At 69.5% G+C, this 22,223-nt stretch carries 19 protein-coding genes and 1 tRNA gene; 11 read left to right on the forward strand and 9 right to left on the reverse strand.

Annotated elements, in window-relative coordinates; all coding sequences use genetic code 11:
* Nucleotides 1-33 precede the first annotated feature (33 nt).
* Nucleotides 34-672, forward strand: coding sequence for a histidine phosphatase family protein (locus AB0M59_RS48730; RefSeq protein WP_364629601.1), 639 nt, complete (start codon nucleotides 34-36; stop codon nucleotides 670-672).
* Here AB0M59_RS48730 and AB0M59_RS48735 read toward each other — a convergent pair.
* On the reverse strand, nucleotides 646-1,815 hold the full coding sequence (locus AB0M59_RS48735; protein ID WP_364629604.1) for an ATP-binding protein: 1,170 nt from the start codon (nucleotides 1,813-1,815) through the stop codon (nucleotides 646-648). The two genes, AB0M59_RS48730 and AB0M59_RS48735, sit on opposite strands and share 27 nt — an antisense overlap.
* A gap of 188 nt (nucleotides 1,816-2,003) precedes the next feature.
* Nucleotides 2,004-3,179 carry an MFS transporter gene (locus AB0M59_RS48740; protein WP_364629655.1) on the reverse strand — a complete coding sequence of 392 codons (1,176 nt, stop codon included), beginning with the start codon at nucleotides 3,177-3,179 and terminating at the stop codon, nucleotides 2,004-2,006.
* A gap of 214 nt (nucleotides 3,180-3,393) precedes the next feature.
* Between AB0M59_RS48740 and AB0M59_RS48745 the strand changes: the two genes are divergently transcribed.
* From AB0M59_RS48745 to AB0M59_RS48765, 5 genes are all read left to right on the forward strand, one after another.
* Nucleotides 3,394-3,768 (forward strand): peptidase inhibitor family I36 protein, encoded by a 375-nt coding sequence (locus AB0M59_RS48745; RefSeq protein WP_364629606.1) that lies wholly within the window; start codon nucleotides 3,394-3,396, stop codon nucleotides 3,766-3,768.
* 1,107 nt (nucleotides 3,769-4,875) lie between these two features.
* Nucleotides 4,876-4,952: transfer RNA gene (locus tag AB0M59_RS48750), tRNA-Arg, on the forward strand.
* Between the two features lie 385 nt (nucleotides 4,953-5,337).
* Complete coding sequence (locus tag AB0M59_RS48755) at nucleotides 5,338-5,649, forward strand: hypothetical protein (RefSeq protein WP_364629609.1); 312 nt, start codon at nucleotides 5,338-5,340, stop codon at nucleotides 5,647-5,649.
* A gap of 389 nt (nucleotides 5,650-6,038) precedes the next feature.
* Complete coding sequence (locus AB0M59_RS48760; protein WP_364629612.1) at nucleotides 6,039-6,242, forward strand: hypothetical protein; 204 nt, start codon at nucleotides 6,039-6,041, stop codon at nucleotides 6,240-6,242.
* Between the two features lie 768 nt (nucleotides 6,243-7,010).
* Nucleotides 7,011-8,210 carry an acyltransferase gene (locus tag AB0M59_RS48765; RefSeq protein WP_364629615.1) on the forward strand — a complete coding sequence of 400 codons (1,200 nt, stop codon included), beginning with the start codon at nucleotides 7,011-7,013 and terminating at the stop codon, nucleotides 8,208-8,210.
* 79 nt (nucleotides 8,211-8,289) lie between these two features.
* Here AB0M59_RS48765 and AB0M59_RS48770 read toward each other — a convergent pair whose 3' ends face one another.
* The 6 genes from AB0M59_RS48770 to AB0M59_RS48795 all read right to left on the reverse strand — a co-directional run bounded on the left by AB0M59_RS48770 (nucleotide 8,290) and on the right by AB0M59_RS48795 (nucleotide 15,084).
* Nucleotides 8,290-9,072: an SDR family oxidoreductase gene (locus AB0M59_RS48770; RefSeq protein ID WP_364629618.1), complete on the reverse strand. Its 783-nt coding sequence runs from the start codon at nucleotides 9,070-9,072 to the stop codon at nucleotides 8,290-8,292.
* An 85-nt stretch (nucleotides 9,073-9,157) separates the two neighbouring features.
* Entirely contained in the window at nucleotides 9,158-10,372 is a 1,215-nt protein-coding gene (locus tag AB0M59_RS48775) for an RNA polymerase subunit sigma-70 (RefSeq protein ID WP_364629621.1), read from the reverse strand.
* 379 nt (nucleotides 10,373-10,751) lie between these two features.
* Nucleotides 10,752-11,567 carry a methyltransferase domain-containing protein gene (locus AB0M59_RS48780; RefSeq protein WP_364629624.1) on the reverse strand — a complete coding sequence of 272 codons (816 nt, stop codon included), beginning with the start codon at nucleotides 11,565-11,567 and terminating at the stop codon, nucleotides 10,752-10,754.
* Between the two features lie 86 nt (nucleotides 11,568-11,653).
* A complete protein-coding gene (locus AB0M59_RS48785) occupies nucleotides 11,654-12,937 on the reverse strand; it encodes a PLP-dependent aminotransferase family protein (protein ID WP_364629627.1) in 1,284 nt (427 codons plus the stop codon).
* Entirely contained in the window at nucleotides 12,937-13,599 is a 663-nt protein-coding gene (locus AB0M59_RS48790) for an aspartate/glutamate racemase family protein (protein WP_364629630.1), read from the reverse strand. Before AB0M59_RS48790 ends, AB0M59_RS48785 begins: the two co-directional genes overlap by 1 nt.
* Before the next feature lie 60 nt (nucleotides 13,600-13,659).
* Nucleotides 13,660-15,084 (reverse strand): FAD-linked oxidase C-terminal domain-containing protein, encoded by a 1,425-nt coding sequence (locus tag AB0M59_RS48795; RefSeq protein WP_364629632.1) that lies wholly within the window; start codon nucleotides 15,082-15,084, stop codon nucleotides 13,660-13,662.
* Nucleotides 15,085-15,237: 153 nt separating this feature from the next.
* Here AB0M59_RS48795 and AB0M59_RS48800 point away from each other — a divergent pair, with 153 nt between their 5' ends.
* Genes AB0M59_RS48800 through AB0M59_RS48820 form a run of 5 tightly spaced genes read left to right on the forward strand, consistent with a single transcriptional unit; the run spans nucleotide 15,238 to nucleotide 21,022 of the window.
* Nucleotides 15,238-16,983 (forward strand): non-ribosomal peptide synthetase, encoded by a 1,746-nt coding sequence (locus tag AB0M59_RS48800; protein ID WP_364629635.1) that lies wholly within the window; start codon nucleotides 15,238-15,240, stop codon nucleotides 16,981-16,983.
* A gap of 31 nt (nucleotides 16,984-17,014) precedes the next feature.
* A complete protein-coding gene (locus AB0M59_RS48805) occupies nucleotides 17,015-17,218 on the forward strand; it encodes an MbtH family protein (RefSeq protein ID WP_364629638.1) in 204 nt (67 codons plus the stop codon).
* A 38-nt stretch (nucleotides 17,219-17,256) separates the two neighbouring features.
* Nucleotides 17,257-18,360 carry a 4-hydroxyphenylpyruvate dioxygenase gene (gene hppD / locus AB0M59_RS48810; RefSeq protein WP_364629641.1) on the forward strand — a complete coding sequence of 368 codons (1,104 nt, stop codon included), beginning with the start codon at nucleotides 17,257-17,259 and terminating at the stop codon, nucleotides 18,358-18,360.
* A gap of 35 nt (nucleotides 18,361-18,395) precedes the next feature.
* Entirely contained in the window at nucleotides 18,396-19,748 is a 1,353-nt protein-coding gene (locus AB0M59_RS48815) for a condensation domain-containing protein (protein ID WP_364629644.1), read from the forward strand.
* Nucleotides 19,749-19,798: 50 nt separating this feature from the next.
* Nucleotides 19,799-21,022, forward strand: a complete 1,224-nt coding sequence (locus AB0M59_RS48820) for an NAD(P)/FAD-dependent oxidoreductase (protein WP_364629647.1) — start codon at nucleotides 19,799-19,801, stop codon at nucleotides 21,020-21,022.
* A 108-nt stretch (nucleotides 21,023-21,130) separates the two neighbouring features.
* On the opposite strand, the gene AB0M59_RS48825 is transcribed toward AB0M59_RS48820, so the two are convergent.
* Nucleotides 21,131-22,132, reverse strand: a complete 1,002-nt coding sequence (locus AB0M59_RS48825; protein ID WP_364629650.1) for an aldo/keto reductase — start codon at nucleotides 22,130-22,132, stop codon at nucleotides 21,131-21,133.
* Nucleotides 22,133-22,223: the final 91 nt, after the last annotated feature.

Consider the following 22,223-nt stretch of genomic DNA (forward strand, 5'->3'; position numbering starts at 1 on the left):
CGGTCAGGCCCGTGTGACGGGCAGGATGGGAGCGTGAAGATGATCCTGCTGCGGCACGCCGAGTCGCTCGGCAACGTCGACGAGCTCGCCTACACGCGGATCCCCGACCACGCCCTGCCGCTGACGGAGAAGGGCGAGCGGGAAGCGCTCGCGGTGGGGCCGGAGATCGCCCGGCTGCTCGACGGCGAGCGGCCCGCCGTCTACGTCAGCCCGTACCTGCGCACGCGGGAAACGTTGCGGTTGCTGGACATCGAGGCGTCGTGCGAGCGGCTGCTGCAGGAGCCGCGGCTGCGCGAGCAGGACTGGGGCAACCTCCAGGACCCCGCCGGCCAGGAGGTCCAGAAAGCGCGGCGCAACGAGTTCGGGCACTTCTTCTACCGGCTGCCCTTCGGCGAGTCGGGCGCGGACGTCGACGACCGCGTCGCGGCGTTCCTCTCGGACCTGCGCCTGCGCGACGAAAGTCACCCGGAGACGGTCCTGATCGTGTCGCACGGGCTCACGGTGCGGCTGCTGTGCCGCCGGCTGTTCGGCTGGAGCATCGAGCTGTTCGAGTCGCTGTCCAACCCGGGGACCTGCGAATACCGCGTCCTCGAAGAGCAGGACGGCAAGTGGGCGCTGGACCGCCCGTTCGCGCAGTGGCGCGACTCACCCGACGGGGAAACGCAGCTCTAGCGGGGCGGTCAGCACGACGCGGGTGCCCTGGCCGGGCGCCGAGTCGATGCGCGCGGTGCCGCCGATCTCGGCCAGCCGGGCGTGGATCGAGTTCTCGATGCCGAACCCGTGGTGGTGCGCGCCGACGTCGAAGCCGACGCCGTGGTCGCGCACGGACACCGTCACGATGCCGTCGTGCTCTTCGAGGCACATGACGGCTTTGGGCGCCTTCGCGTGCTTCAACGTGTTTCGCAGCGCTTCACGAGCCCCGTCGTGCAAGGAGTTGACGACGCTCTCGGAGACTTCGGCTGGCTTCGCCAGTGAGACGAGATCGACGCGCAGGCCCTCCGCCGTCATCTCGACGGCCAGCGCGCCGAGGCGGTGCTCGAGGCCGCCCGGCTCCGCGGGCGCGTCCCCGTCGAGGCTCAGCCGCAGGCGCAGGGCGTGTGCGCGGGCGATGCGGCGGACCTGGTCGAGGCTGCCCACCGGGTCGAGGCCGTCCCGGGGCGCCGGGAGCGCGAGCGACTCCATCACCTGCAGGACGGTGTCGTGCAGGTCGCGCCGGTGCCGCTCCCGCTCGGCGGCGCGACCGCGCTGCTCCCCCAGCCGGTGCGCGAACCGCATCGCCCCGGCGACGAGCATGACGATCGCCAGCGCCGTCGCGGCGGCCGCGACCAGCGCGAGCACGATCCACGTCGCGGGTGCCGACGTGCCGGACACCACGGCCATGCCGTAGCGGAGGAAGACGGCACTGGTGATCGCGATCGCCCCCGCCGGGGCGCCGCGCAGCAGCGTCCAGACCATGACCGTGCCCATGATGTTCGGCCAGGTCAGGGCGAGCAGGCCGGGTGCGTGCCCGGCGAACAGCGCCGCGGCGACGCTCGTGGCGAGCGTGTATGCGGTGTCGGCGGCGAGCACCGGCCGGATGCCGGCGCTGCGGTGGAAGACCCAGGCCACCTCGGCCAGGTTCGGCACGAGGTAGAGCACGACGGCGAGGCCGAGCACCGGCGCGCCCAGCGGGCCACCGGCCCAGACCGCTTGCAGGAACAGCGCGAGCCGGAACGCGACCGGCACGAGCACGAGCCTCGGCACCGCCCCTTGCAGGAGCGGGACCCCGGCTCCACCGGCGAGCGCCCCCGCGCCGCCGAGCAGCACAACCCTCACGACGTCCTCCCCGGGTCAAGGCCCCTACCCTGACCAGCCCACCTGAACTCGTAACGTCGGTAAATTCATTTCAGCTAACGACGCGCTCAGCTTGCCCCGCTTGGTTCCGCACTGTCAACGGGGCTTCGGCGATAGGGGCCGTACGGGAAAGAGACGCACGCTCGTCCGTGACGGCTCCCGGGGTTTTGTCACGATTCGGCCGTCAGCGCGGCTTCCTCCCGCTTCCGCGCCCGCCGGGCGCCGAGGGCGGCGGGCAGGATCAGCGCGGCGACCAGCCCGACGAACCCGAACGCCACGCCGTAGTTCGTCACCTGCGCGATGCCCCCGACGATCGGCGGCCCGCCGAGGAACCCGGTGTAGGCGATGGCCGTGACGAAGCCGATCTCGCGCTCGCCGCCGGTGCCGTCGCCGCGTTTCCCCGCGTCGCCGGCCAGGCTCAGGGCGAGCGGGAACGACGCGGCCAGGCCCGCGCCGGCGAGCGCGAAGCCGGCGTAACCGGCGGCGGCGACCGGGATCGCGGCCGCGGTGAGCAGCCCGATGGCGGCCAGGGCCGCACCCGCGGCGAGGCAGCGGGTGGGACCGAACCGGCGTTGCGCCCACGAGCCGGCGAGCCGGGTCAGCGCCATGACCAGCTGGAAGCCGGCGAACGCGAGCGCCGCGGCACCCTGGCCGACACCGCGTTCGGCCGTCATCAGCAAGGCGGACCAGTCCGACGACGCGCCTTCGGCGATGGCCGAGCACAACGTGACCGCGGCGAGCAGCCACAGCACCGGACGGCGGACCGGCGCCCGGCTCGGCGTCGCCGCTTCGGTATGTCCGGGACGGCTGCCGGGGACCGCGCGGACGATGCACAGCAGCATCGCGACGGCGACGACGGCGGCCACGCTCAGGTGGCGCCCCGGGGACCAGTCGTGGCCGGCGGCGAGGCCCGCGGCCAGCGAACCGGCGAGCGCGCCGACGCTGAAGCCCGCGTGGAACTCCGGCATGATCGGGCGGCGGATCCGGCGTTCGACGGCCACCGCGGCGACGTTCATCGCGACGTCGAGCATCCCGACGCTCGCGCCGATCAGCAGCAGGGCGCCGGCCAGCAGCGGCACGGTGGGCGCGAAGCCGACCAGCACCATCGAGCCGGCCGCGCTCACGGTGCTGCCGGCGACGACCACGCGGGCGCCGGCCCGTTCGATGATCCGGCCGGACACCGAGGCGGCGGCGAGCATCCCGGCGCTGGCGCCGAGCAGGGCCAGGCCGAAAACCCCCGGCGAGGCGTGCACCTGCGCCGCCAGCGCGGGGGTGCGCGATGCCCAGGAGCCCAGCGCGACGCCGTTGAGCGCGAAGACGCCGAACACCGCGACCCGATCCCCCAGCATCCGTCCAGCGTGCCACGGGTTCGATGCGCCTAGCACCCATCTCCCCGCGAACGCAAGAGGCATCTGCGGACCTGTGGACAACCGGTTCCCGCCCGGCCACCTGTCCACAGATTCGAAATCGCGGGCTGACAAATCTTCCGCCGCCCGTCAATCTGGAATCACCAGTTCACCGCGGCCCGCGAAAGCCGCGAATCCAGAGGGGAAATCCACGATGTCTTCACGCCGTCTCCGCGCCCGGCTGCCGCACCTGCTGATCCTGGCCGCGTTGGGTCTGCTGACCAGCGTCGGAACCGCCCAGGCGGCATCCGATCCGGGGTGCCAGAAGGGGGAATTCTGCCTGTGGCCGACCGGCGACTACGGCGGCGACGCCCAGCGCTTCGACCTGCGCACCGCGAATCCCGGGGAATGCATTCCCCTGCCCGAAGGATTCGCCGGGTCGTCATTCGCGAATCTGCTGACGCGGGACGTCACGGTGTACCAGAGCGAGGAATGCTCGACCGAAGGAGATTTCGTCACTTACCCGGGTGGCGGCACGTTCGTGCCGGACGCGCCGTTCCTGGTCCGCGGGATCCAGATCTGGGAGTGACGACCTGACCCGGGCCCGCACCGCCGTCCGCTCCAAGGGGAGAGCCGGCTCGCGCGGCGGCCGGACCCGACCGGGGCCGCTCCCCCGACAGCGGCCCCACCCCGTGGGCGCGCCCCAGCGGCGGGGCGCGCCCACGGGCTTCCCGCCGATGACGCCGGCCGGTGCCGCAACACCGGCCGCAGCGCGCAGGGTCGGCTTCAGGCAAGCCGGCCCTGCCCGACCGTGATGGCGTGCCTGATCCACAGCGCAGCCCAGCCCTGTTCAGCCGGCGGGCTCCCTACGTCTCCATAAGGAGACCGCCGGCGGGTTGGACGCGCTTTGTAATGGCATATCTACGGCTACCAGGGACACCCTCCAGAAGGGAGGCTGCCTGGCTGCGGGAGGTGCCGCGAGGTGCGGGCCAAGCCACGTAAGCACGACCTGTGGCGTGGGCCGACCAGCTCCTCAGGCGACCTTCGAGAGGCTGGGAGTCCTGCGGGCGGCACGCCGACGCTGACGGGTTCGCGCCTGGTCCCTGCCCTTAGGGCCACCGCTGGCACGCAGGCGGCATGGAGCCGCCCAGTTGGCTCCGGGCAGTGTGGAGCACGGACATCGGCAGGCACGGCTGGTGGGGCACCTTGACCCTCGCTCCACGCTGCTCCGGCCAGACTTCAAGAGAGGGGGCTTTGACCAGGCGATTCGATGGCGTGGTGCGCTCTATCGAGAGAAGGCCCACCACCCCGGCCGTCGCCGTGTTGTAGCCCGTCCGGGTGCGGTGGCCTGTGGCGCGCGGACGCGCCCCTCCCCCGCCCGGTCCAGGCGCAGGCGGACAGAGCAAGAGCCTTCTAATCTCTGAATAGCAGGTTCGAGTCCGTGTGGGAAGCCCGCCGCGCCACCAGACGGGTCCGCCGAGCCAACGACCATCGAGCAGAAGAGATCCCCACACGGTCACCCAGCGGGGTCGTTCCGATACAGACTTGCCGGTTGCGACGTCGCCGGCACCGCGCTCGCGAATTACGTCGAACGAGACCTGAAACGATTCGCCGGTGTCGAACGATCGAGAGGATGACGGCGACTAAGCTGCCGATGCCGTTCGACCGGCACCGGCGGCACATGTCGTCGGCGCGGGCCCTCGTAGCTCAGCTGGATAGAGCAAGAGCCTTCTAATCTCTAGGTCGCAGGTTCGAGTCCTGCCGGGGGCGCCACCAGGGGACGCCGTGCGCAGGCCGCGCGCGGCGTGCCCCCTGACCTGGCCACTCTCTCGCACCCCGCTTGCTCCCAGTGTGGACTATGCCGCGTGAACTCTTCGCAAGCACGACTGTCGGACAATGAGGGCCCTACGGCCAAGTGGCCCAACCGGTCGGCTTTGTACGTCATCCGAAACAGTTTTGTTATCCGAGGACAGATTCGCGGTCGCCACGCTCCCAGCGATCGGACGATCACGTCGAGCGATGGGCGCGAGAGAGTGCGTCCGGGCGACCCTATCGGCAGCCTTCGCCGCCAAGCCCAGATTCCGCGCACCAACCGCCGAACCGCGCGCTCCTCGCGTCGCGGGCAGCGCTCACGCCATCAAGTCGGAGGACAAGCGCCATGACGAGCCACGAACCCGTGCCACGGCACCACCGGCGGCGAGCGAACAGCGCCGCACGCGCCGCGTTCGACGAAGCCAGGCGAGCCGGGCTGGTGCAACGACACCTGACGAAGCTGCGCTACCTCGCCGCTCCGCGTCCGGAGAGGCAACCGCACACCGACACGACCAGGCCGACGACAGTGGCTCCCGCCCACACCGAACCGGGCAGCGGCACTCCCCTGCCCGTCCCGAAAGCGCAGCTGCCACCGCCCGGCACCGCACCCATACCGGGCGACGCCGGCTCACCCTCGTCCACTTCTGACGCCGCATGACGATATCCGAAGAAGTCGCCCGCGCTTGCGCCCCGACGGCCGCGCGTGGCGTGGCGAAAGCCGGGCGAACTCGCCCAGACGCCGATACGCGCGCATCCGAGGCCGTCGCCCTCTGGTCGGCGAGAGCCAGCTGCTACACCTTGTTGAGCGACCCTCGCATCTCCTACCATGCTGTCCGTTTCGGGACCCACTGGCCCGATCGGCTGGCCGCGCAGCCATCGTCGATCTGAAACCGCAGCTCAACGCCCTGTCGCGACCACAGACGCCCGGTAAACGGAACTCCGAAGGTGGTGCTCCACGACCGAAGGCAGCATCATGGAAGAACCAGGCGCGCGCGTCCGGCAGATCGACGCGGCGACGAACGGTGCCGACCCGAGGTGACAGAGCCGATGCTGACGAAGTTCCTGAACGCGATGGTGGTCGCGGCCGTGAGTCACGGCCGCAGCGGGCACCTGCTCAACGGACCCTACGGGCCTGGACAGTTCACGCCGCCGGTCGCCTTCGTGCCGAACTGGCACCCGGACCGGCGGATGTTGCCGCCCCTAACCGATCCCGAACGGGCGGCGTTCCACCGGCTGACCGGTTGCCGCTGACCCCGCGTGCGAGGCGCACAAGCGCCCCTGATGACCCACGTCCTCGGCGACACACGTCGCACCACCCGATCGTTTGACGGACTCGAGTCCAGGATCTCACACTCCGCACATGAACATATTCGGAGTGCTGCGAAAGTTCGAATTTCGACGGCTTGTTGCACCCGGCTCATGCGGTGACATTCGTCCCTTTCGTCGCAAAGCGCGTATCCACTACCGTCAAGTCTCAAGCTCATCGCCTTGTTTCGTTACGCCACAAGGGATTCAGCACAGCTAACTCAGCGCGATCACATCGCTACGATTTCGACACTATTCTCCGTCGGGGAGCCTGCCGAGATCGACGTCTCGAAACCGTGACCACCTGCGCGCGCAGGTGCGCAAAAACAGAGATGTCGCACCGTGAACGCACTGCAATAGTCAGCGCACACATTCTTCTCGAAGGGAAAGCGCGATGCGTGTCCTGCTCTCCGGCGATCCGGCGGTCCCGTCGTCGAACCCGATTGACGACGGGGTGGCCGGGCGGCCCCGAAGGAGGCGCGCTTCTACGTGAGGGTCAGCCGCCGGGGAGACCACGGTGTGGCTCGCCCGGCGGACTACGCGGAGCATCAGCAGACCTGCCGGACATTCGACGTGGAATGGCCGGCGCGTCGCGGCGGAAGCGCGCCGCGACCAGCACCGCGTGAACCTCCGACAGGAAGAAAGATCGCCTCCCACCGGGTCATTCCCCGGCAGCGGAGCGCGCCCCTCGGACTCCGTAACGAATGGATCGCCATGAGCACCACACAATCTCCACCCGCCCGTCTGCCGTCGCTGTCCGGCTTCGGCTTCGTCGCCATCTGCATGGTCCTCATCTCCCACATCGGGATCTCGCTCGTTCTGAGGGTCGACCCAGCGGCCCAGACGCTGTGGTCGTACGACTACAAGCTGGGCGTCATGGGCTTCACCTTCTTCTTCGTCATCACGGGGTTCGCCCTCGCCTGGGTGCACAACTCCGACGTCGACGCGCCCCGGTTCTGGCGGCGGCGCGCGGCGCGGGTGTTCCCGGTCCACGTGATCACCTTGGTCGCGTCGCTCCTGCTGGCCCTCGGCACCGGCGTCGCGATAGCGGGCTGGCGGACGATCGCCAACCTGCTGCTGATCCAGAACTGGATCCCGGACCAGGAAGCGGTGCTCACCGCGAATCCCAACGGCCCGACCTGGGCGCTCTCCTGCGCGTTGCTGTTCTACGCCACCTTCCCGTGGATCAATCGGCTCGTCCGGCGAATCCGTCCCGAACGGCTGTGGGCCCCCGCCCTCGCCGTCATCGTGCTGCTGGTGGCGGTGCCGTTCCTGGCCAAGCTGCTTCCGATCGAGCCACTCCTGGTCCGCACGACGGACTCGTGGCTGCAGACCTGGTTCGTCGGCTACATCCCCGTGACCAGGCTGCTCGAGTTCCTGCTCGGCGTGTTCGTCGCCAGGATGGTGGCCACCAAGCGGTGGCACGGTCCGGGTGTCGTCGTTTCGGTGCTGCTCTCGCTCGCCGGTCTCGCCATCAGCGCCCACTTCCTCGAAGACAACGCCGGGTTCGCCGTGACCGCGGCTCCCTTGGCTCTGCTGGTCGCCGCGGCCGCCAAGCGCGAGTACGCGGGCAAGCGGACCTTCTTCGGTACCAGGCCCATGGTCGCCCTCGGCGGTATCGCCTTCAGCGTCTACCTGGTGCACTGGATCGTCATTTCCTACGGCCCGCTCGACACCGCCAACCCCGACATCTGGACCACTCCTTCGTCGCTCGGCAGCGCACTCGGCAACGCCGCGCTGACGTTCGTCGCGATCCTCGTCCTAGGCTGGCTGCTGTCCGTCCTTGTCGAGCGCCCCGCGCTGCGCCTGCTCGGCGGCCGTCGCCGAGTCGCGCCACCGGCCGTGCTCGACCCCCGACACGGATCGAGTGCGGTGCCGGCCGAATCGAAGGACGGCGACACCCGCGCGGCCTAGATGGCGTGCCCGGAACAGAACCCGGAAGCCGCCGAGGCCGGCCGCACATTCTCGTGACACCGACCTCGGCGGCCCGCCGTCAGTGGGTGTACATCCCGCTGCTGGCGTTGACGAACGCGCCGGTGACCGCGCCGCCCCAGTCGGAGGCGAGAAACGCCGCAGTACCGGCGACCTCCGACAGGCGCGGAGACTTCTTCGTCATCCGCATCTGGTCGAGGTTGGCCAGGATGCCCTGGAGACCCTCTTCGTCGACAACAGCACCGTGTTCGGCCAGTTTCTCCCGAGTGATCGTTTCCGGCAGGCCTGCGGTCCAGATCCCGGCCGCGCGCACCCCGGCCGGGCCGAGCTCGGCAGCCAGGTTGCGGATCAGGCCGTCCACCGCGGCGTCCGCCGGGCCGGTCGCGCCCATCATCGGACTGCACACCGCCGACCCGCTGTTCAGCGCCAGGATGACCCCGCTGCCCTGCTTGACCATGTGCTTGGCCGCGGCCCGCGCCGTGATGAAGTTCGCGCGGAGCTGGTCGTGGACCAGGGAAGTCACGTCTTCGAGGGCCATGTCGACGAGCGGGACGCCCTGTAGCCCGGGCACCCGGATCAGGTTGATCGACACGTCCAGACGGCCGGCTTCACGGACGACGGTGGCCGCGTGCTCGGTCACGGCCTCCTCGTCGAAGACGTCGAGCACTGTTTCGGAGGCCGAACCGCCGACGTCCGCGATCTCCTTCGCGACGCGCTCGAGCGGGCCGCGGGTCCGGCCGGCCAGGTACACCATCGCGCCCTCGGCGGCGAAGGTGCGAGCCACGGCCGAGCCGATCGAACCGCCGGCGCCGTAAACAATCGCGATCTTGTCCTGGAGCAGCATCTCTTTCTCCTCTGTCAGGCACGCGCCCCGTCGGCCGTGCATGCGGGTGGGTAGACGAAGAGCATCGGGAAAACTCATCGGTCTTTCACGAGAGTGTGAGCGGCAACCCGAAGGCGGGGAACAGATGCGGTTCGAAGGCAGTGATCTCGACGATCCGGCCGCCCTCCACCCGCAGTACATCGAGCACCTGCGCGCGGAAGAACCGCGTGCCCGGCCGGTTGATGTACCCGGCGGCCGCGGGCTGGCCATTCGCGACGGCCGGGAGCTGCCGCCAGTGGCCGAGAAACGCCGGGGCGGCGGGATCGAGCGACTTCGTGACGAAGGACATCATCGCGTCGCGACCGACGAACCAGAACGGGTTCGGCGGCATGGTGAGTACGACGTCCGGGCTGAGCAGGTCGGCCATCGCGTTGAGGTCGCTCCGGCCGATCGCGTCCATGTACCGATCCAGGACCTCCTGCTCCTCGGCCGTCACGCCGGCGGGCGCGGACCAGTCCGCGCGGTCGCGCGGCAGGTGCTTCCGCATGGCGTCCCTGGCCCGCTGGAGCGCGCTGTTGGCCGACGCGACGCTGACCCCGAGCTGGCTCGCCGTGTCCGCGGCGGGCATGCCGAGCACGTCCCGCAACACCAGGGTCGCTCGCTGCTTCGGGGGAAGGTGCTGGATCGCGGTGATGAAGACCAGCTCGATCGTCTCCCGCGACAACGCGGTTTCCTCGGGGCCGGCCGAGACGGGGTAGGGCTGCAGCCACGCCACCTGCGCCGGCGCTTCCCCGCTGCCGGAGTCGATACCCGGAACCGGCTCGTAGCGCCGGGGTTCACGGGCGTGGCGACGCAGGAACTCCAGGCAGACGTTCGTCGCGATCGAATACAGCCAGGTGCGCAGCGAAGACTGGCCGGCGAAACCCTCGCGCCCTCGCCAAGCACGCAGCAGGGTCTCCTGGAGGAGGTCCTCGGAGTCGTCGAAGGAGCCCACCATGCGGTAGCAGTGCACCCGCAGCTCCTGGCGGTGTGGCTCCACCAGCCCGGCGAAGGCCCATTCGTCGCTCGGGTGCAGCTGCCCGGCGGTGTCGACGCGGCAGGACTCGCGCGAACCTCCGGCCGTAACGGACTCAGGCGTTACGCTTTCCGTGACGTTTTCCGTAACGTCTTCCCCAGCACTGACGTCGAGGGCCAGCCTGGCCAGCCGGCGCAGCCGCCCGACCAACGCCGAGAGGTCCGAGACGTCGGAGTAGAACGCGGACGGAGCGCGGGGAAACAGCTTCCGGACCCGTTGCTCGATGTCGGCGATGAGGTCGTCCACCGACTCGCTTCCGGGAATTTCGCGTCGCGACCGGTACGCCTTTTGTCGGCAGGCGGACGAGCAGTAGACCGGCGCCCGGCCCCGGACGGCGGTCCGGTCGCGAAGCGGACGGTCGCAGACCTGGCAGCGCCCGTCAGCCATGGCACACCGGACCGCGAAAACACAACGCGTTGAGCACGTGACGAACATACGCCGGTCAGGCGCAAATGCACACGGTCACCGGTGCGCACTTTCGGTGATGATAAGCGCACGACAGGAGTTGCGCACGAGTGGCCCGACAGCCGGGAGCGGGCGTACCCGGGGTCACCGAGCACGCCCGCTCCAGGAGCTTCCCCGCGGCCTGCCCGCGCGAAGGCGGCCAGGACCGGCGGACGCGGTCTCAGGCGACTGGCTTGCGGGCGCAGAGAATGAGGTAGCTCATGTGCTCCGGCCCCGGGGCGAACATTTCCTTCTGCCCCTGCTTGACGGTGTCGACGAACGCTTCGCCAAACTTCTCCACGAGCTCGTCCCGCAGCTCTTCGGTGCGGTCGACGTAGCGGCTGCCCATGCCGTACACACGGTGGCCGCACTGCGTCCATTCCTCGACGACGAAGCCGGCGGCCCGGAGTACTTCCAGCCACCCGTCGGCCGTCATCGGGCGACGGCTGCGGAAGAACTCCGGCAACTGGGCGTCGGGGTGGACCATCGTCGTCTCGGTGATCGCGACGCGGCCGCCCGGCCTGAGCACGCGGTGGAACTCCGACAACGCCTTCGCCAGGTCGACCGAATGCGACAGCGCCTCCATCGCCATCACGGCGTCGAAGTGGCCGTCGCCGTAAGGAAGCTCGTGGTAGTCACGGACCTGGAAGCGCACCTGGTGGAACAGGCCGGCCTTCGCGGCCCGCTTCTCCGCCTCTTCGCACTCGGCGGGGCTGATCGTGATGCCCGTGATGCGGGCACCCACTTCGCGGGCGATCTGCGTCGCGGGGGCCCCGACCCCGCAGCCCGCGTCGAGCATGTGCTCGCCACGGCGCAGGCCGAGGACGTCGACGACCTTCCGGGTGAGCCGCTTGCCCGCCTCTTCGACGCTTGCGTCGTCGTTCTCGTCGTACCAGTAGCCCAGGTGCTCGTACCCGTCGTTGAAGATCGTCGACATCTGGCACGAGCTGTCGTACAGCTCGGCCACCTCGGACGGCGTCCACTCCGATTCGGTCATGAAAGTCCTTCCCACGGTCCAGCTCCCAAGTCTCCTTGGCGTACCTGGGATCCTTCGTCTCCGGCATTGCGCGACAGCGCCGCCCGTCAGCCGTGATCGGCCAGCAGCCGAGCCAGCCGAGTCACGCCCTCCCCGATCCGGCCCGGTTCGACCGCACTGCACGAGAGCCGCAGCGCGTTCGTCCCGCCATCGGTATAGAAGAAGCTCATCGGCGTCCAAAGCACGCCGTATCGTTCGGCCGAGAGCTCCAGCAGCTTCTCGTCGGCCGCCACGGGCACCTCGAGCACCACGAAGAACCCGCCACTCGGCACGGTCCAGCGAACGTCCGGCCCGCTGCCCTCCGGGAACGCGTCCGCCAGTGCGGTCAGCAGCGTGCGCAGGTTCTGCCGGTAGAAGCCGATCTTGGCCTGGTTGGCCGCGCGAAGGCTGCAGCCGGATTCGACGAGCAGACCTCCGATCACCGCTTGCGCGACCGGCGACGTGTTGACCGTCAGCATGCTCTTGATCGCCGACAGCTCATCGGCGAGCAGTGTCTGCCGCCCGCTGTGATCGACGACCCGCTGGTCCGCCACGAGGAAACCGACTCGGGCGCCGGGGAAGCACGACTTCGCGAACGAGCCGAGATAGATCACCCGGGAACGCCGGTCGAGGGCTTTCAGCGATGGACGGGGCTCGTCGGTCAGGCCGAAGAGGCCGTAGGGGTCGTCTTCGAGCACGAGCAGGTCCTCGGCCTCGGCGACATCCAGCAGTAGGTGCCTGGTCGCCACGGGAAGCGAAACCCCGGACGGGTTGGAGAAGTTCGGCACCACGTAAAGGGCCTTCGGCTGCCGACCCTCGGCACGCACCGCACGCGCGGTCGCCGCGACGACCGCGGCATCGACCCCGCCCGCGCCTTCCGGTACCGGGACGACGTCGATGCCGAGCAGGCGCGCCGCGCCGGTGAGCCCGACGTAGCACGGTTCCACCGCGAGCACGACGTCACCGGGGCGCGCGCACAGGCCCCGCAACGCGATGACCATCGCCTCCTGGCAGCCCGACGTCACCGCGATCGCTTCCGGTGGGACCAGGATGTGTTCGTCGTTGTCCAGCAGCCGGGCGATCAGCTCGCCGAGCACGCCGTTGGTCCTGCCGTACTGCATGAGCAACGAGCTCACGCGTTGCGGGGAAAGCCCCGCTCCCGCCAGGTGGTCCTGGAAGACGCTCAGGTACCGGGGCAGGTCGGCCGGGTCGTGGAACCCGTTGTACGGACGTCCGGCCGCGAGCGAGATCGCGTCCGGGAACCGGCCGGCGACCTCGTTGAGGAAGTTCATCGACGTCGCCACCGGGTCCCACACCGAGACATGCAGCGACTCGCGTGCCAGCTCGATCATTACGCAGCCCTTCCGTCGACCGGAGCCGCGTCCGCGGCTGCCACGGTCAGCTCGACCAGCCGGCGCCCGACGTCGACCACGGGCAGGCCGCACGCCGCGAGAACGTGCGGGAGCACCTCGGTGAAATGGGTGCACGCGAGGACGACCGCGTCCATCCGGGCGCGTTCGGCGAGTCGCAGTGCGCCGGGCAGTGCCGATTCCCGGAACGCCGCGTCCGGGTCCCCGGTCTCGATGGCCCGCACGAGTACGGGATCGGAGATCACGACCGAGCGGTGAGCCGCCGACGCGACGACACGCTCGTAGCCGACGACCGCGGAACCGTTGCCGGTGAAGACCAGCGCGTTCCGATGGACGGCCGCGACCTCTCGATAGACCGTGGCCGGGGTGACCAGTACAACGCCCGCCGCACCGACGTCGCGGTCGACCACGGCGGAAAGCGAGTTGCAGAACACCATCGCCACCCGGTGGCCGCGAGCAGGTAGTCCGCGCACCAGGTCGGCGAACGCGGTCCGCAGTACATCTGGCCGCTCGTACTGCAACGCGTCTTGCTCGTCCGGCGACCCGGCCATGGGATAGGGCGTCGCTGCTTGGCCCGCGTCTCTCAAAAGGCTGGCACCGAGCTCCGCGTCGAACGGCGTGCCGGCGATAACGGCGATCCCCATCGCGCTCCTCGTGCGGTCGAGATGCTTCTACTGGAAGACTGACGACAAGGGCGGCCCGCCTCAACTCCGTTCGTGCGCAGCAGGAACCACCTTCCCGGGATTGAGGATTCCTGCCGGGTCCAGTGCTCGCTTGAGAGCCTGGTGGACCCGCACCCCCACCGGGCCGAGCTCACGTTCGAGCCACTCACGCTTGAGCAGGCCGACGCCGTGCTCCCCAGTGCACGTGCCCCCGAGCGCGAGACCGAGGCGCATGATCTCGTCGAACACCACCCGTCCCCTGGCCATGACCGCGGTATCGCCGCGGTCGACCACGATCACCGGGTGGAGGTTGCCGTCCCCGGCGTGCCCGACCACGCCGACCAGCACGTCGTTGGCGGCCGCGATGCGCTCCACCCCTTCGACCAGCTCCACGATCCGGTTGCGCGGGACGGCGACGTCGTCGACGACGAGTCCGCCGCGCCCACCGGGGAACCGCTGCGCGGCCAGCCGTTCCATGGCCGGGTGCGCGAGCCTGCGGGCGGCGAACAGCGCCTCGGCCTCCCCCTGGTCCGTGGCGACGTGCACTTCAGTTGCGCCACCTCGCTCGCAGTGACCGGCGATGGCATCCAGTTCCGCCTGTGCGTCTCCTCCGGCGTCGGACGCGGCGAGCAGCAGCGCACCGGCCTCGGTGTCCAAACCGGACGGACGGTACTCCTCGATGGCGCGCAGGTGCGTCCGGTCGAGGAGCTCCAAGAGGCTTGGAGTGACCCGTTCCGCGGTGATGCCCCTGATGGCACGGCCGGCGCACGCCACCGTGGGGAACACCGCGACAAGCGTGCGATCGGGCTGCCGGGCGGGCCGCAGCTGCAGAACGACCTCGGTGATGACACCCAGGGTGCCTTCGGAACCGGTGAACAGCCCCGTGAGGTCGTAGCCGGCGTTCCGGCCGGGTCCGGGCCGTCCACAGTGGAGGATAGCGCCGTCGGCGAGGACCACGGTCATTCCCACGACGTACCGGCCGGTGACACCGTACTTCACGCAGCACATGCCGCCCGCGTTGGTCGCGACGTTCCCGCCGATGGTCGACGAGTCCTGCGACCCGGGATCCGGCGGGTAGTCCAGCCCGGCCCGGGCCGCCGCCCGGGACAGGTCCGCGTTGACGACTCCCGCACCCACCACAGCGAGTCCCGTTCCGACGTCGATGCTCATCCGCTTCAGTCGCGTGAGCTGCAGGACGATCGCACCGTCGACGGCGTTGGCCCCGCCGGTCAGTCCGCTCCGGGCGCCCTGCGGCACGACCGGGATCCGGTGTGCCGCGGCCATCCGGACCGCGATGGCTACCTCGGCGGTGTCGCGTGGCCGCACGACCGCGACCGGTACGCCGGCCGGGCACAGGTCGGCTTCGTCGCGGCTGCCGGCGTGCAGCACGTCCGGGTCGGTGAGCACGGTGCCCGGGCCGGCCAGCGCGCCGCGCAGGTCCTCCAGTGCGTCCGTCGTGGTCGTCATATCGTCCACGGTAACCACTCCCCCGATCCCGACCTTCTTGCCGCACAACGAGATCTGTGGACGAAACACCACCGCAAACCGGGAGACGTCGGCAGCGGTGGCCCTCTCCACACTGAACTGTGACGAGATGGCAGGGCGGATAGGAGAATGACTGTGTCCCGGTTGGTACACGAAGTTTTCGCCGCGCAGGCCGCCCGCACACCGGACGCCGTGGCGGTGCGGTCGGACGAAGCGACGCTGACTTATCGCGAGCTGGACGAGCGGGCCAACCAGCTCGCCCACCACCTGCTCGCCCTCGGCGTCGAACCGGGCGCGCCGGTAGCGGTGCTGCTGGAACGCTCGGCGCAGGTGGTGGTTTCGCTGCTCGCCGCACTGAAGGCCGGTGGCGCGTACCTGCCGGTGCACTCCGGCTACCCGGCGGATCGGCAGCAGTGGATCGTCACGCAGTCCGGCACAAAGGTTCTGTTGACCGACGCCGCGTCGACCCGGCGCGGGCTGCCGTCCGTGGCGCAGTCGGTCCTCGTGGCGAGCGACCCGCCGATCGCCGAGGCGCCCACCACGCCGCCGGCGGTGGCCGTCGGCGAGGACGACCTCGCGTATGTGATGTACACGTCGGGATCGACCGGGCACCCGAAGGGCGTCGCGGTCCGCCACGGCGGTACCGTCGACCTCGCCCTCGACCCGTGCTGGGACACCGGCAACCACGAGCGCGTGTCCTTGATCGCACCGATCGCGTTCGACGTGTCGCTCTACGAGATCCTGGTCCCGCTGCTGCACGGCGGCAGCGTGGTCGTGTTCCCCGATGGTCGGTTCGACATCTCCCGGCTGCGCGCACACATCGCCGAGCACGACATCACCGCCCTGCACTTGACCGCGGGCCTCTTCCGGGTCGTGGCCGACGAAGCTCCGGACACCTTCGCTACCGTCCGGGAGGTGCTCACCGGCGGTGACGTCATCGCCCCTGGTGCTGTCGAACGTGTCCTGAATGCCTCGCCGGGCCTGATCGTCCGGGCGCTGTACGGCACCACCGAGGCGACCGTCTTCAGCACGCAGGCGGGGCTGACCGCGCCGTACCGGGCAGACGTGCTCGTCACCTCCGGCCGGGTGTTCGACGGGGTCGAGCTCCACATCCTCGACGAGCGCCTGGACCCCGCACCGCCCGGCACAATCGGCGAGCTCTACATCGCGGGACGTGGCCTCGCGAAGGGCTACCTCGACCGCCCGGACCTCACCGCCGAGGCTTTCGTCGCCAACCCATTCCGCAACGACGGTTCCCGGATGTACCGCACCGGTGATCTCGCTCGGCTGTCCGCGGACGGCGAGCTCGAGTTCGCCGGCCGCGCCACCGACTTGGTCAAGATCCTCGGCTTCCGCGTGGAACTGGCCGAAATCGAGTCCGTGCTGACCGGTTTCCCCGGGCTGGCGCACGTCGCGGTCGTCGCACACGAAGTCGGTGCCGACACCCGCCTCGCGGCGTACCTCGTGCCGGACGGTGACGAGCCCGACCTCACCGCGCTCCGCGACCACGTCCGCGCGGCGCTGCCGGAGTACATGGTGCCGGGGGCGTTCACCGTGATCGACCGGCTGCCGCTGACCGCCAACGGCAAGGTTGACCGCGCGGCCCTCCCGGTGCCGGAGTTCCGCAGCGAGGCGACCTACCGCGCTCCCGCGAACCCGACCGAGGAAGCCATCTGCCGGATCTTCGAGCAGGTGCTCGGCCTGCCCGAGGTCGGTGTCGAAGACGACTTCTTCGACCTGGGCGGCCACTCGCTGCTCGCCATGCGCCTGCTCAACCGTGTCCGCTCGGAGCTGGGCGTCGAGGTGGAGATCCGGACCCTGTTCAACACTCCGACCGTGGCGGGCCTCGCCGAGGTGATCATCGCCGGGCAGGCCGGCTAGCGAAGCCGCGCCGAGGACGAAAGGGACAACGATGAGCCAGACGATGGCCGGCCAGGCCACCAACCCCTTCGACGACGAGGACGGCAACTACAAGGTCCTCGTCAACGCCGCCGGCGAGCACTCGCTGTGGCCGGCGGGAATCCCCACGCCGGGTGGGTGGGAAACCGCTCACGGGCCCTCCCGGCGCGCCACGTGCCTCGAGTATGTCAGCGAGGCGTGGCCGCACCTCAGCTAGCGCGTCTGACGAGAACCAACACCGAATTGGGAGAAGTGATGTCGACGACCGATCCGTTCGTCTTCGACGAGCTGGGCCTTGACCACATCCGGCTCCACGTCCGGAGCATCGACGCCGCGCTGGGCTGGCTGGTCGACGGGTACGGGTTCGCGGTGCGTGCGCTGTCCAGCCCCGGCGGCGTCTCCACCGCCGGGGCGTGGTCGGTCGAGGTGGGCGCCAACGACATCAGCATCGTGCTCACCGAAGCGGCCGGCGACGACCACGAGGCCGCGCGGTACGTCGCGCGGCACGGTGACGGGGTCGCCGACATCGCGTTGCGCGTTCCCGACGCCGCGCGGGCCCACGCGGAGGCCGTCCGCCGCGGGGCCCGGTCCGTGGCCGCTCCCGCTCGCGTCAAGGATGTCGTGACCGCGTCGGTCGGCGGGTTCGGCGACATCGTGCACACCTTCGTCGAACGCACTGCCGGGGTGGGCGCCCCGGTGGTGCCCGGCCTGCACCCGGTGCCGCGCGACGTCGCGGCCGCGGGCAGCCCGCTGCAGTCCATCGACCACTTCGCGGTGTGCGTGCGGCCCGGTGACATCGAAGACACGATCACGTTCTACCGCGACGTGTTCGACTTCGAGCTCACCTTCACGGAGAAGCTCCAGATCGGTGCACAGGCGATGACGACCAAGGTCGTGGAAAGCCGCTCCGGCGAGGTGACGCTGACCCTGATCGAGCCCGACATCACCCAGGAACCGAGCCACATCAACGAGTTCCTGGACAAGCACGGCTGCGCGGGGGTCCAGCACATCGCCTTCGCCACCGACGAAATCGTGACCACCGTCGCCCGCCTGCGGCAGCGCGGTGTCGCGTTCATGGGCACCCCCGACACGTACTACCGCGACCTGGCGGACCGCCTGGTTCCGGCCCGCTACACCGGCGACGAGCTGCGCGGCCAGGAAATCCTCGTCGACGAGGACCACGGTGGTCAGCTTTACCAGATCTTCGCCAAGTCGGTGCATCCGAAAAACACGATCTTCCTCGAGCTCATCGAGCGGATGGGTGCCCGCACCTTCGGCAGCGGCAACATCACCGCTCTCTACGAGGCCGCCGAGCGACAGCGGGGGGCTGCCGACGGCGGTGCGTCCCAGGCTGCCTGACCCGCCCCCCGACGAGCCCGAACGGAAGCGAACACATGGACATCATCGGCGCCCGCGGTCCTCTGTCCACGAACCTCGACATGCTCTGCATGTTCGACAAGGGCGATCAGGACGGCTCGTTCGGTCCCCGGCACCTGGTCATCCTGTCGTGGCGGCTGTCCGGGGAACTGGACCTGGCCACGTTCCAGGGCGCGGTCGACGACGTGGTCGTGCGCCACGAGATGCTTCGCACGCAAGTGGTGCGCGACGACGGCGAGCCGTACCAGAAGGTTTTCCCGCCGAGCCCGGCGGAACTCGTGGTCGTCGACCTCCTTTCGGACGACAGCAGCCCGCGCGAGGAGCAGATCGACGACTTCGTCAACGAGGTCGAGGCCTCGACGATGACCGTGGCCCAACTTCCCCACCTCCGAGTCGTGCTCGGCCGGCTCGACGAGAAGGACACGGTGTGTGTCCTGATCACCCACCACGTCGCCAGTGACGGCCTGTCCCTGCAGGTGATCATCCGGGACATTGCGAACTTCTACGCCGCCCGGCGGGGCTTCCCGATCGCCGCGCCTCCGCCGGCCCGGCAGTACCAGGAGTTCACCGCGTGGCAGCGCGAACAGCTCAATTCGCCGCAAGCGGACGAATCCCGCGCGTACTGGCGGGAAGCAGCGCGGGGCGCGGAGCTCGTCGACCTCCCCACCGACCACCTCTTCCAACCGGGTGAGCAGGCCCTGTACGGGGTCTACCGATTCGTGCTGGACCGCGAAGTCTCCGCCGCGACTTCCGCGTTCGCCAAAGCGATGCGCAGTTCGCCGTTCATGGTGATGATGGCGGCCTTCTCCGCGTTGCTGCACCAGGAGACGGGCGTCGACGACGTGGTGTCGGCGATCATCACCTCCGGGCGGGTCGAGCCCCGGTTCAACGAGACCGTCGGGCCGTTCTTCAACATGCTGCCCCTGCGCACCGAGCACGGCTCGTGCCGCAACTTCATGGAACTGGTCCGGCGGACCCGGGAGTCCTGCCTCGCCGCCTACACCCATGAGCTGCCCTTCGCGGAAATCACCGTGCAGGCACCAACGCTCACGAAAACCTACGAACGGCCGGGCACGGCCGTGTGGGCGTTCCAGGTGATGCAGTACCCGGGGGTGACGGAGGCCGAACTGATCGGCGACGTGGAGTACTCCGCGATCCGCAAGCGGCACAAGTCGTACCCGGTGACCTCCGACATCCCCAACGGTGTCCTGTGGGGACTGGACATCCTGCCGACCGGGGAGGTCGCGGGCACCGCCCGGTACAACACCAAGGAGTACGAAGAATCCACCGTGGCCGAGATGGTCGAGCGGTTCAGCCGCATACTCCGCGTCGGCGTCTCCGACCCGGCTACCCCGCTGTCCGCACTCTGAGCCGGACGCCGGGGTCCGGACGAGCCGTCAGAACAGGAATGGAGAGTTCAGTGAGCGAAGAGGACGAGTTCGACGTCGTGGTGATCGGTGGCGGTCCCGGCGGCTCGGCAACCGCGGGCCTGCTGGCCATGAAGGGTCACCGCGTGCTGGTGCTGGAACGCGAGAAGTTCCCGCGATACCACATCGGCGAGTCCCTCATCACCGGACTGATGCCCACGCTCGAAGACCTGGGGCTCCTCGAACGCCTCGACGCGATGGGGTTCACCAAGAAGTACGGCGGAACCTTGCTCTGGGGCAAGAACCAGGGGACCTGGGGTTTCCGGTTCCACGAGTCGGCGTTGTACGAGCACGCTTACCAGGTGCGGCGCGCGGACTTCGACGCGCTGCTGCTCGGCCGGGCCCGTGAGCTCGGCGTGACCGTAGTGGAAGAGGCGACGGTCAAGAGCCCGGTCTTCGAAGGCGACCGGGTGGTCGGTGTGACCTACACCGAAAGGGGAAGCAAGCAGGTCCGGACCGCGCGGAGCAAGCAGCTCGTGGACGCCTCCGGCCAGACCCACCTGCTGGGCAACGAGTTCGACCTCATCGAGTACCACGACGACCTGCGCAACATCGCCACGTGGGCGTACTGGCAGGGCTGCAACCTCTACGGTGGCACCAAGGCCGGGGACATCATCTCGGAGAACCTGCCGACGGGCTGGTTCTGGTTCATCCCGCTGCACGACGGCACGGTCAGCGTCGGACACGTAACGCCGATCGCCGAGTACAAGGCGTCGGGCAAGTCCCTCGAAGAGATCTACACCGAGAGGCTGGCCCAGACCGAAGAGATCAAGACTCTCACGGCCGGCGCCCGGCGGGTCAGCGGCTTCCGGAACATCAAGGACTGGTCCTACACCTGCACGAAGTTCCATGGGCCCGGCTGGACGCTCGTCGGAGACGCGGCGGCGTTCATCGACCCGCTCCTGTCCACCGGCGTCACCCTGGCGCTGCGCGGTTCCCGGGCCCTGGCGGACGCGATCGACGAAGTGCTGGCCAACCCCTCGTCGGAGACCGAGGTCCTCGATTGGTACGAGCACAGCTACCGCTCGTTCCTGGACTCCGTGCTGGAGTTCGTGCGGTTCTTCTACGACCGCACCAAGCACAAGGAGGACTACTGGGACAAGGCGCAGGCACAGATCGACCCGCACCGGCTGCGTCCGCGGGAGATGGACTTCGCGCGGATGCTGTCGGGGCTCACCGGCATCGACGACATCTTCAGCAAGCGCAAGGCGGCCTGACCGGCACGCCGCGCGCGGCTCGGCAGCGAACATCACTGCCGAGCCGCGCGGTTTCCCGAAGGGCCGAGTACGGCGCAGCCGGAGTGGAGTGGGTTGTGCAGGCGGGGCTCAGTCGATCCACGCGCGCGGAGCGGGACCACCGCGCCCGTGCGGAGGAAAGATCTTGTCCAGCTCGTCGAGCTCTCCGGCCGACAGCCCGGTATCGAGCGCTCGCAGCGCACTTTCGAGCTGGCCTTCGGTGCGGGGACCGACAACGGGAACCGTCACCCCCGGCCGCGAGAGCACCCAGGCGAGCCCCACCTCCGCGGGGTTTCGTCCCAGATCGCCGCAGAACTGCTCGTAGCGCTCGACAGCGGCCTGGTTCTCGAGCAGAGCCGACGCCGCGCGGCCCTGGGCCGACTTGGCCGCCGTACCCTCCCGCGCCTTACGAAGGGCGCCACTCAGCAGTCCGCCGTGCAGCGGCGCCCACACCATCACCGCGAGGCCGTGCGCCTGCGCGGCGGGCAGGATTTCCAGCTCCGGTTGCCGCGTCAGAAGGTTGTACACGCACTGCTCCGAAACCAGACCGGCCAGACCGCGGCCGCGGGCCGCGTGCTGGGCATCGGCGATGTTCCAGCCGGCGAAGTTCGACGACCCGACGCACCGCACTTTGCCCTGGCTGATCAGCTGATCCATAGCCTGCCAGACCACTTCCCAGCTCACGTCCGGGTCGTAACGGTGCATCTGGTAGAGATCGATCCGGTCGGTGCCGAGCCGACGAAGGGATGCCTCGCAGCTCCGGATGATGTGGTGGGCGGACAGGCCGCAGTCGTTCGGGCCGTCCCCCATCTGCTCACCGACCTTGGTCGCAACGATGACGTCGTCGCGGCGGCGGGGAGAACCGGACAGCCAGCGTCCGAGCAGTTCCTCGGTATACCCGCGGTGGACGCGCCACCCGTACATGTCGGCCGTGTCGACCAGGTTCAGGCCGTGCGCGAGCGCGACGTCGAGGATCCGGCGTGCGTCGGGTTCTTCCGTGCGGCCGCCGAAGTTCACGGTACCAACGGCCAGCCGCCCGACTCTGAGTCCGGTGCGGCCGAAAAGAACTTGGCGGTTCGCGCCGCCGGTCATGCGGCCTCCCGGGGGTGGCGGTGTGGTGTGTGGTCAGTGTCGGGGGGTGGTGTGGGTGGGTGCATCTCCTGACGTGCAGTGGTGAAGGCGG

Source organism: Amycolatopsis sp. NPDC051371 (assembly GCF_040682155.1).
Taxonomy (GTDB): Bacteria; Actinomycetota; Actinomycetes; order Mycobacteriales; family Pseudonocardiaceae; genus Amycolatopsis.

Coding starts and splice junctions, on each gene's coding strand:
- AB0M59_RS48745 (WP_364629606.1), top strand. CDS start 3,394: ATGTCTTCACGCCGTCTCCGCGCCCGGCTGCCGCACCTGCTGATCCTG.
- AB0M59_RS48755 (WP_364629609.1), top strand. CDS start 5,338: ATGACGAGCCACGAACCCGTGCCACGGCACCACCGGCGGCGAGCGAAC.
- AB0M59_RS48760 (WP_364629612.1), top strand. CDS start 6,039: ATGCTGACGAAGTTCCTGAACGCGATGGTGGTCGCGGCCGTGAGTCAC.
- AB0M59_RS48765 (WP_364629615.1), top strand. CDS start 7,011: ATGAGCACCACACAATCTCCACCCGCCCGTCTGCCGTCGCTGTCCGGC.
- AB0M59_RS48770 (WP_364629618.1), bottom strand. CDS start 9,072: ATGCTGCTCCAGGACAAGATCGCGATTGTTTACGGCGCCGGCGGTTCG.
- AB0M59_RS48780 (WP_364629624.1), bottom strand. CDS start 11,567: ATGACCGAATCGGAGTGGACGCCGTCCGAGGTGGCCGAGCTGTACGAC.
- AB0M59_RS48785 (WP_364629627.1), bottom strand. CDS start 12,937: ATGATCGAGCTGGCACGCGAGTCGCTGCATGTCTCGGTGTGGGACCCG.
- AB0M59_RS48790 (WP_364629630.1), bottom strand. CDS start 13,599: ATGGGGATCGCCGTTATCGCCGGCACGCCGTTCGACGCGGAGCTCGGT.
- AB0M59_RS48795 (WP_364629632.1), bottom strand. CDS start 15,084: ATGACGACCACGACGGACGCACTGGAGGACCTGCGCGGCGCGCTGGCC.
- AB0M59_RS48805 (WP_364629638.1), top strand. CDS start 17,015: ATGAGCCAGACGATGGCCGGCCAGGCCACCAACCCCTTCGACGACGAG.
- hppD (WP_364629641.1), top strand. CDS start 17,257: ATGTCGACGACCGATCCGTTCGTCTTCGACGAGCTGGGCCTTGACCAC.
- AB0M59_RS48815 (WP_364629644.1), top strand. CDS start 18,396: ATGGACATCATCGGCGCCCGCGGTCCTCTGTCCACGAACCTCGACATG.
- AB0M59_RS48825 (WP_364629650.1), bottom strand. CDS start 22,132: ATGACCGGCGGCGCGAACCGCCAAGTTCTTTTCGGCCGCACCGGACTC.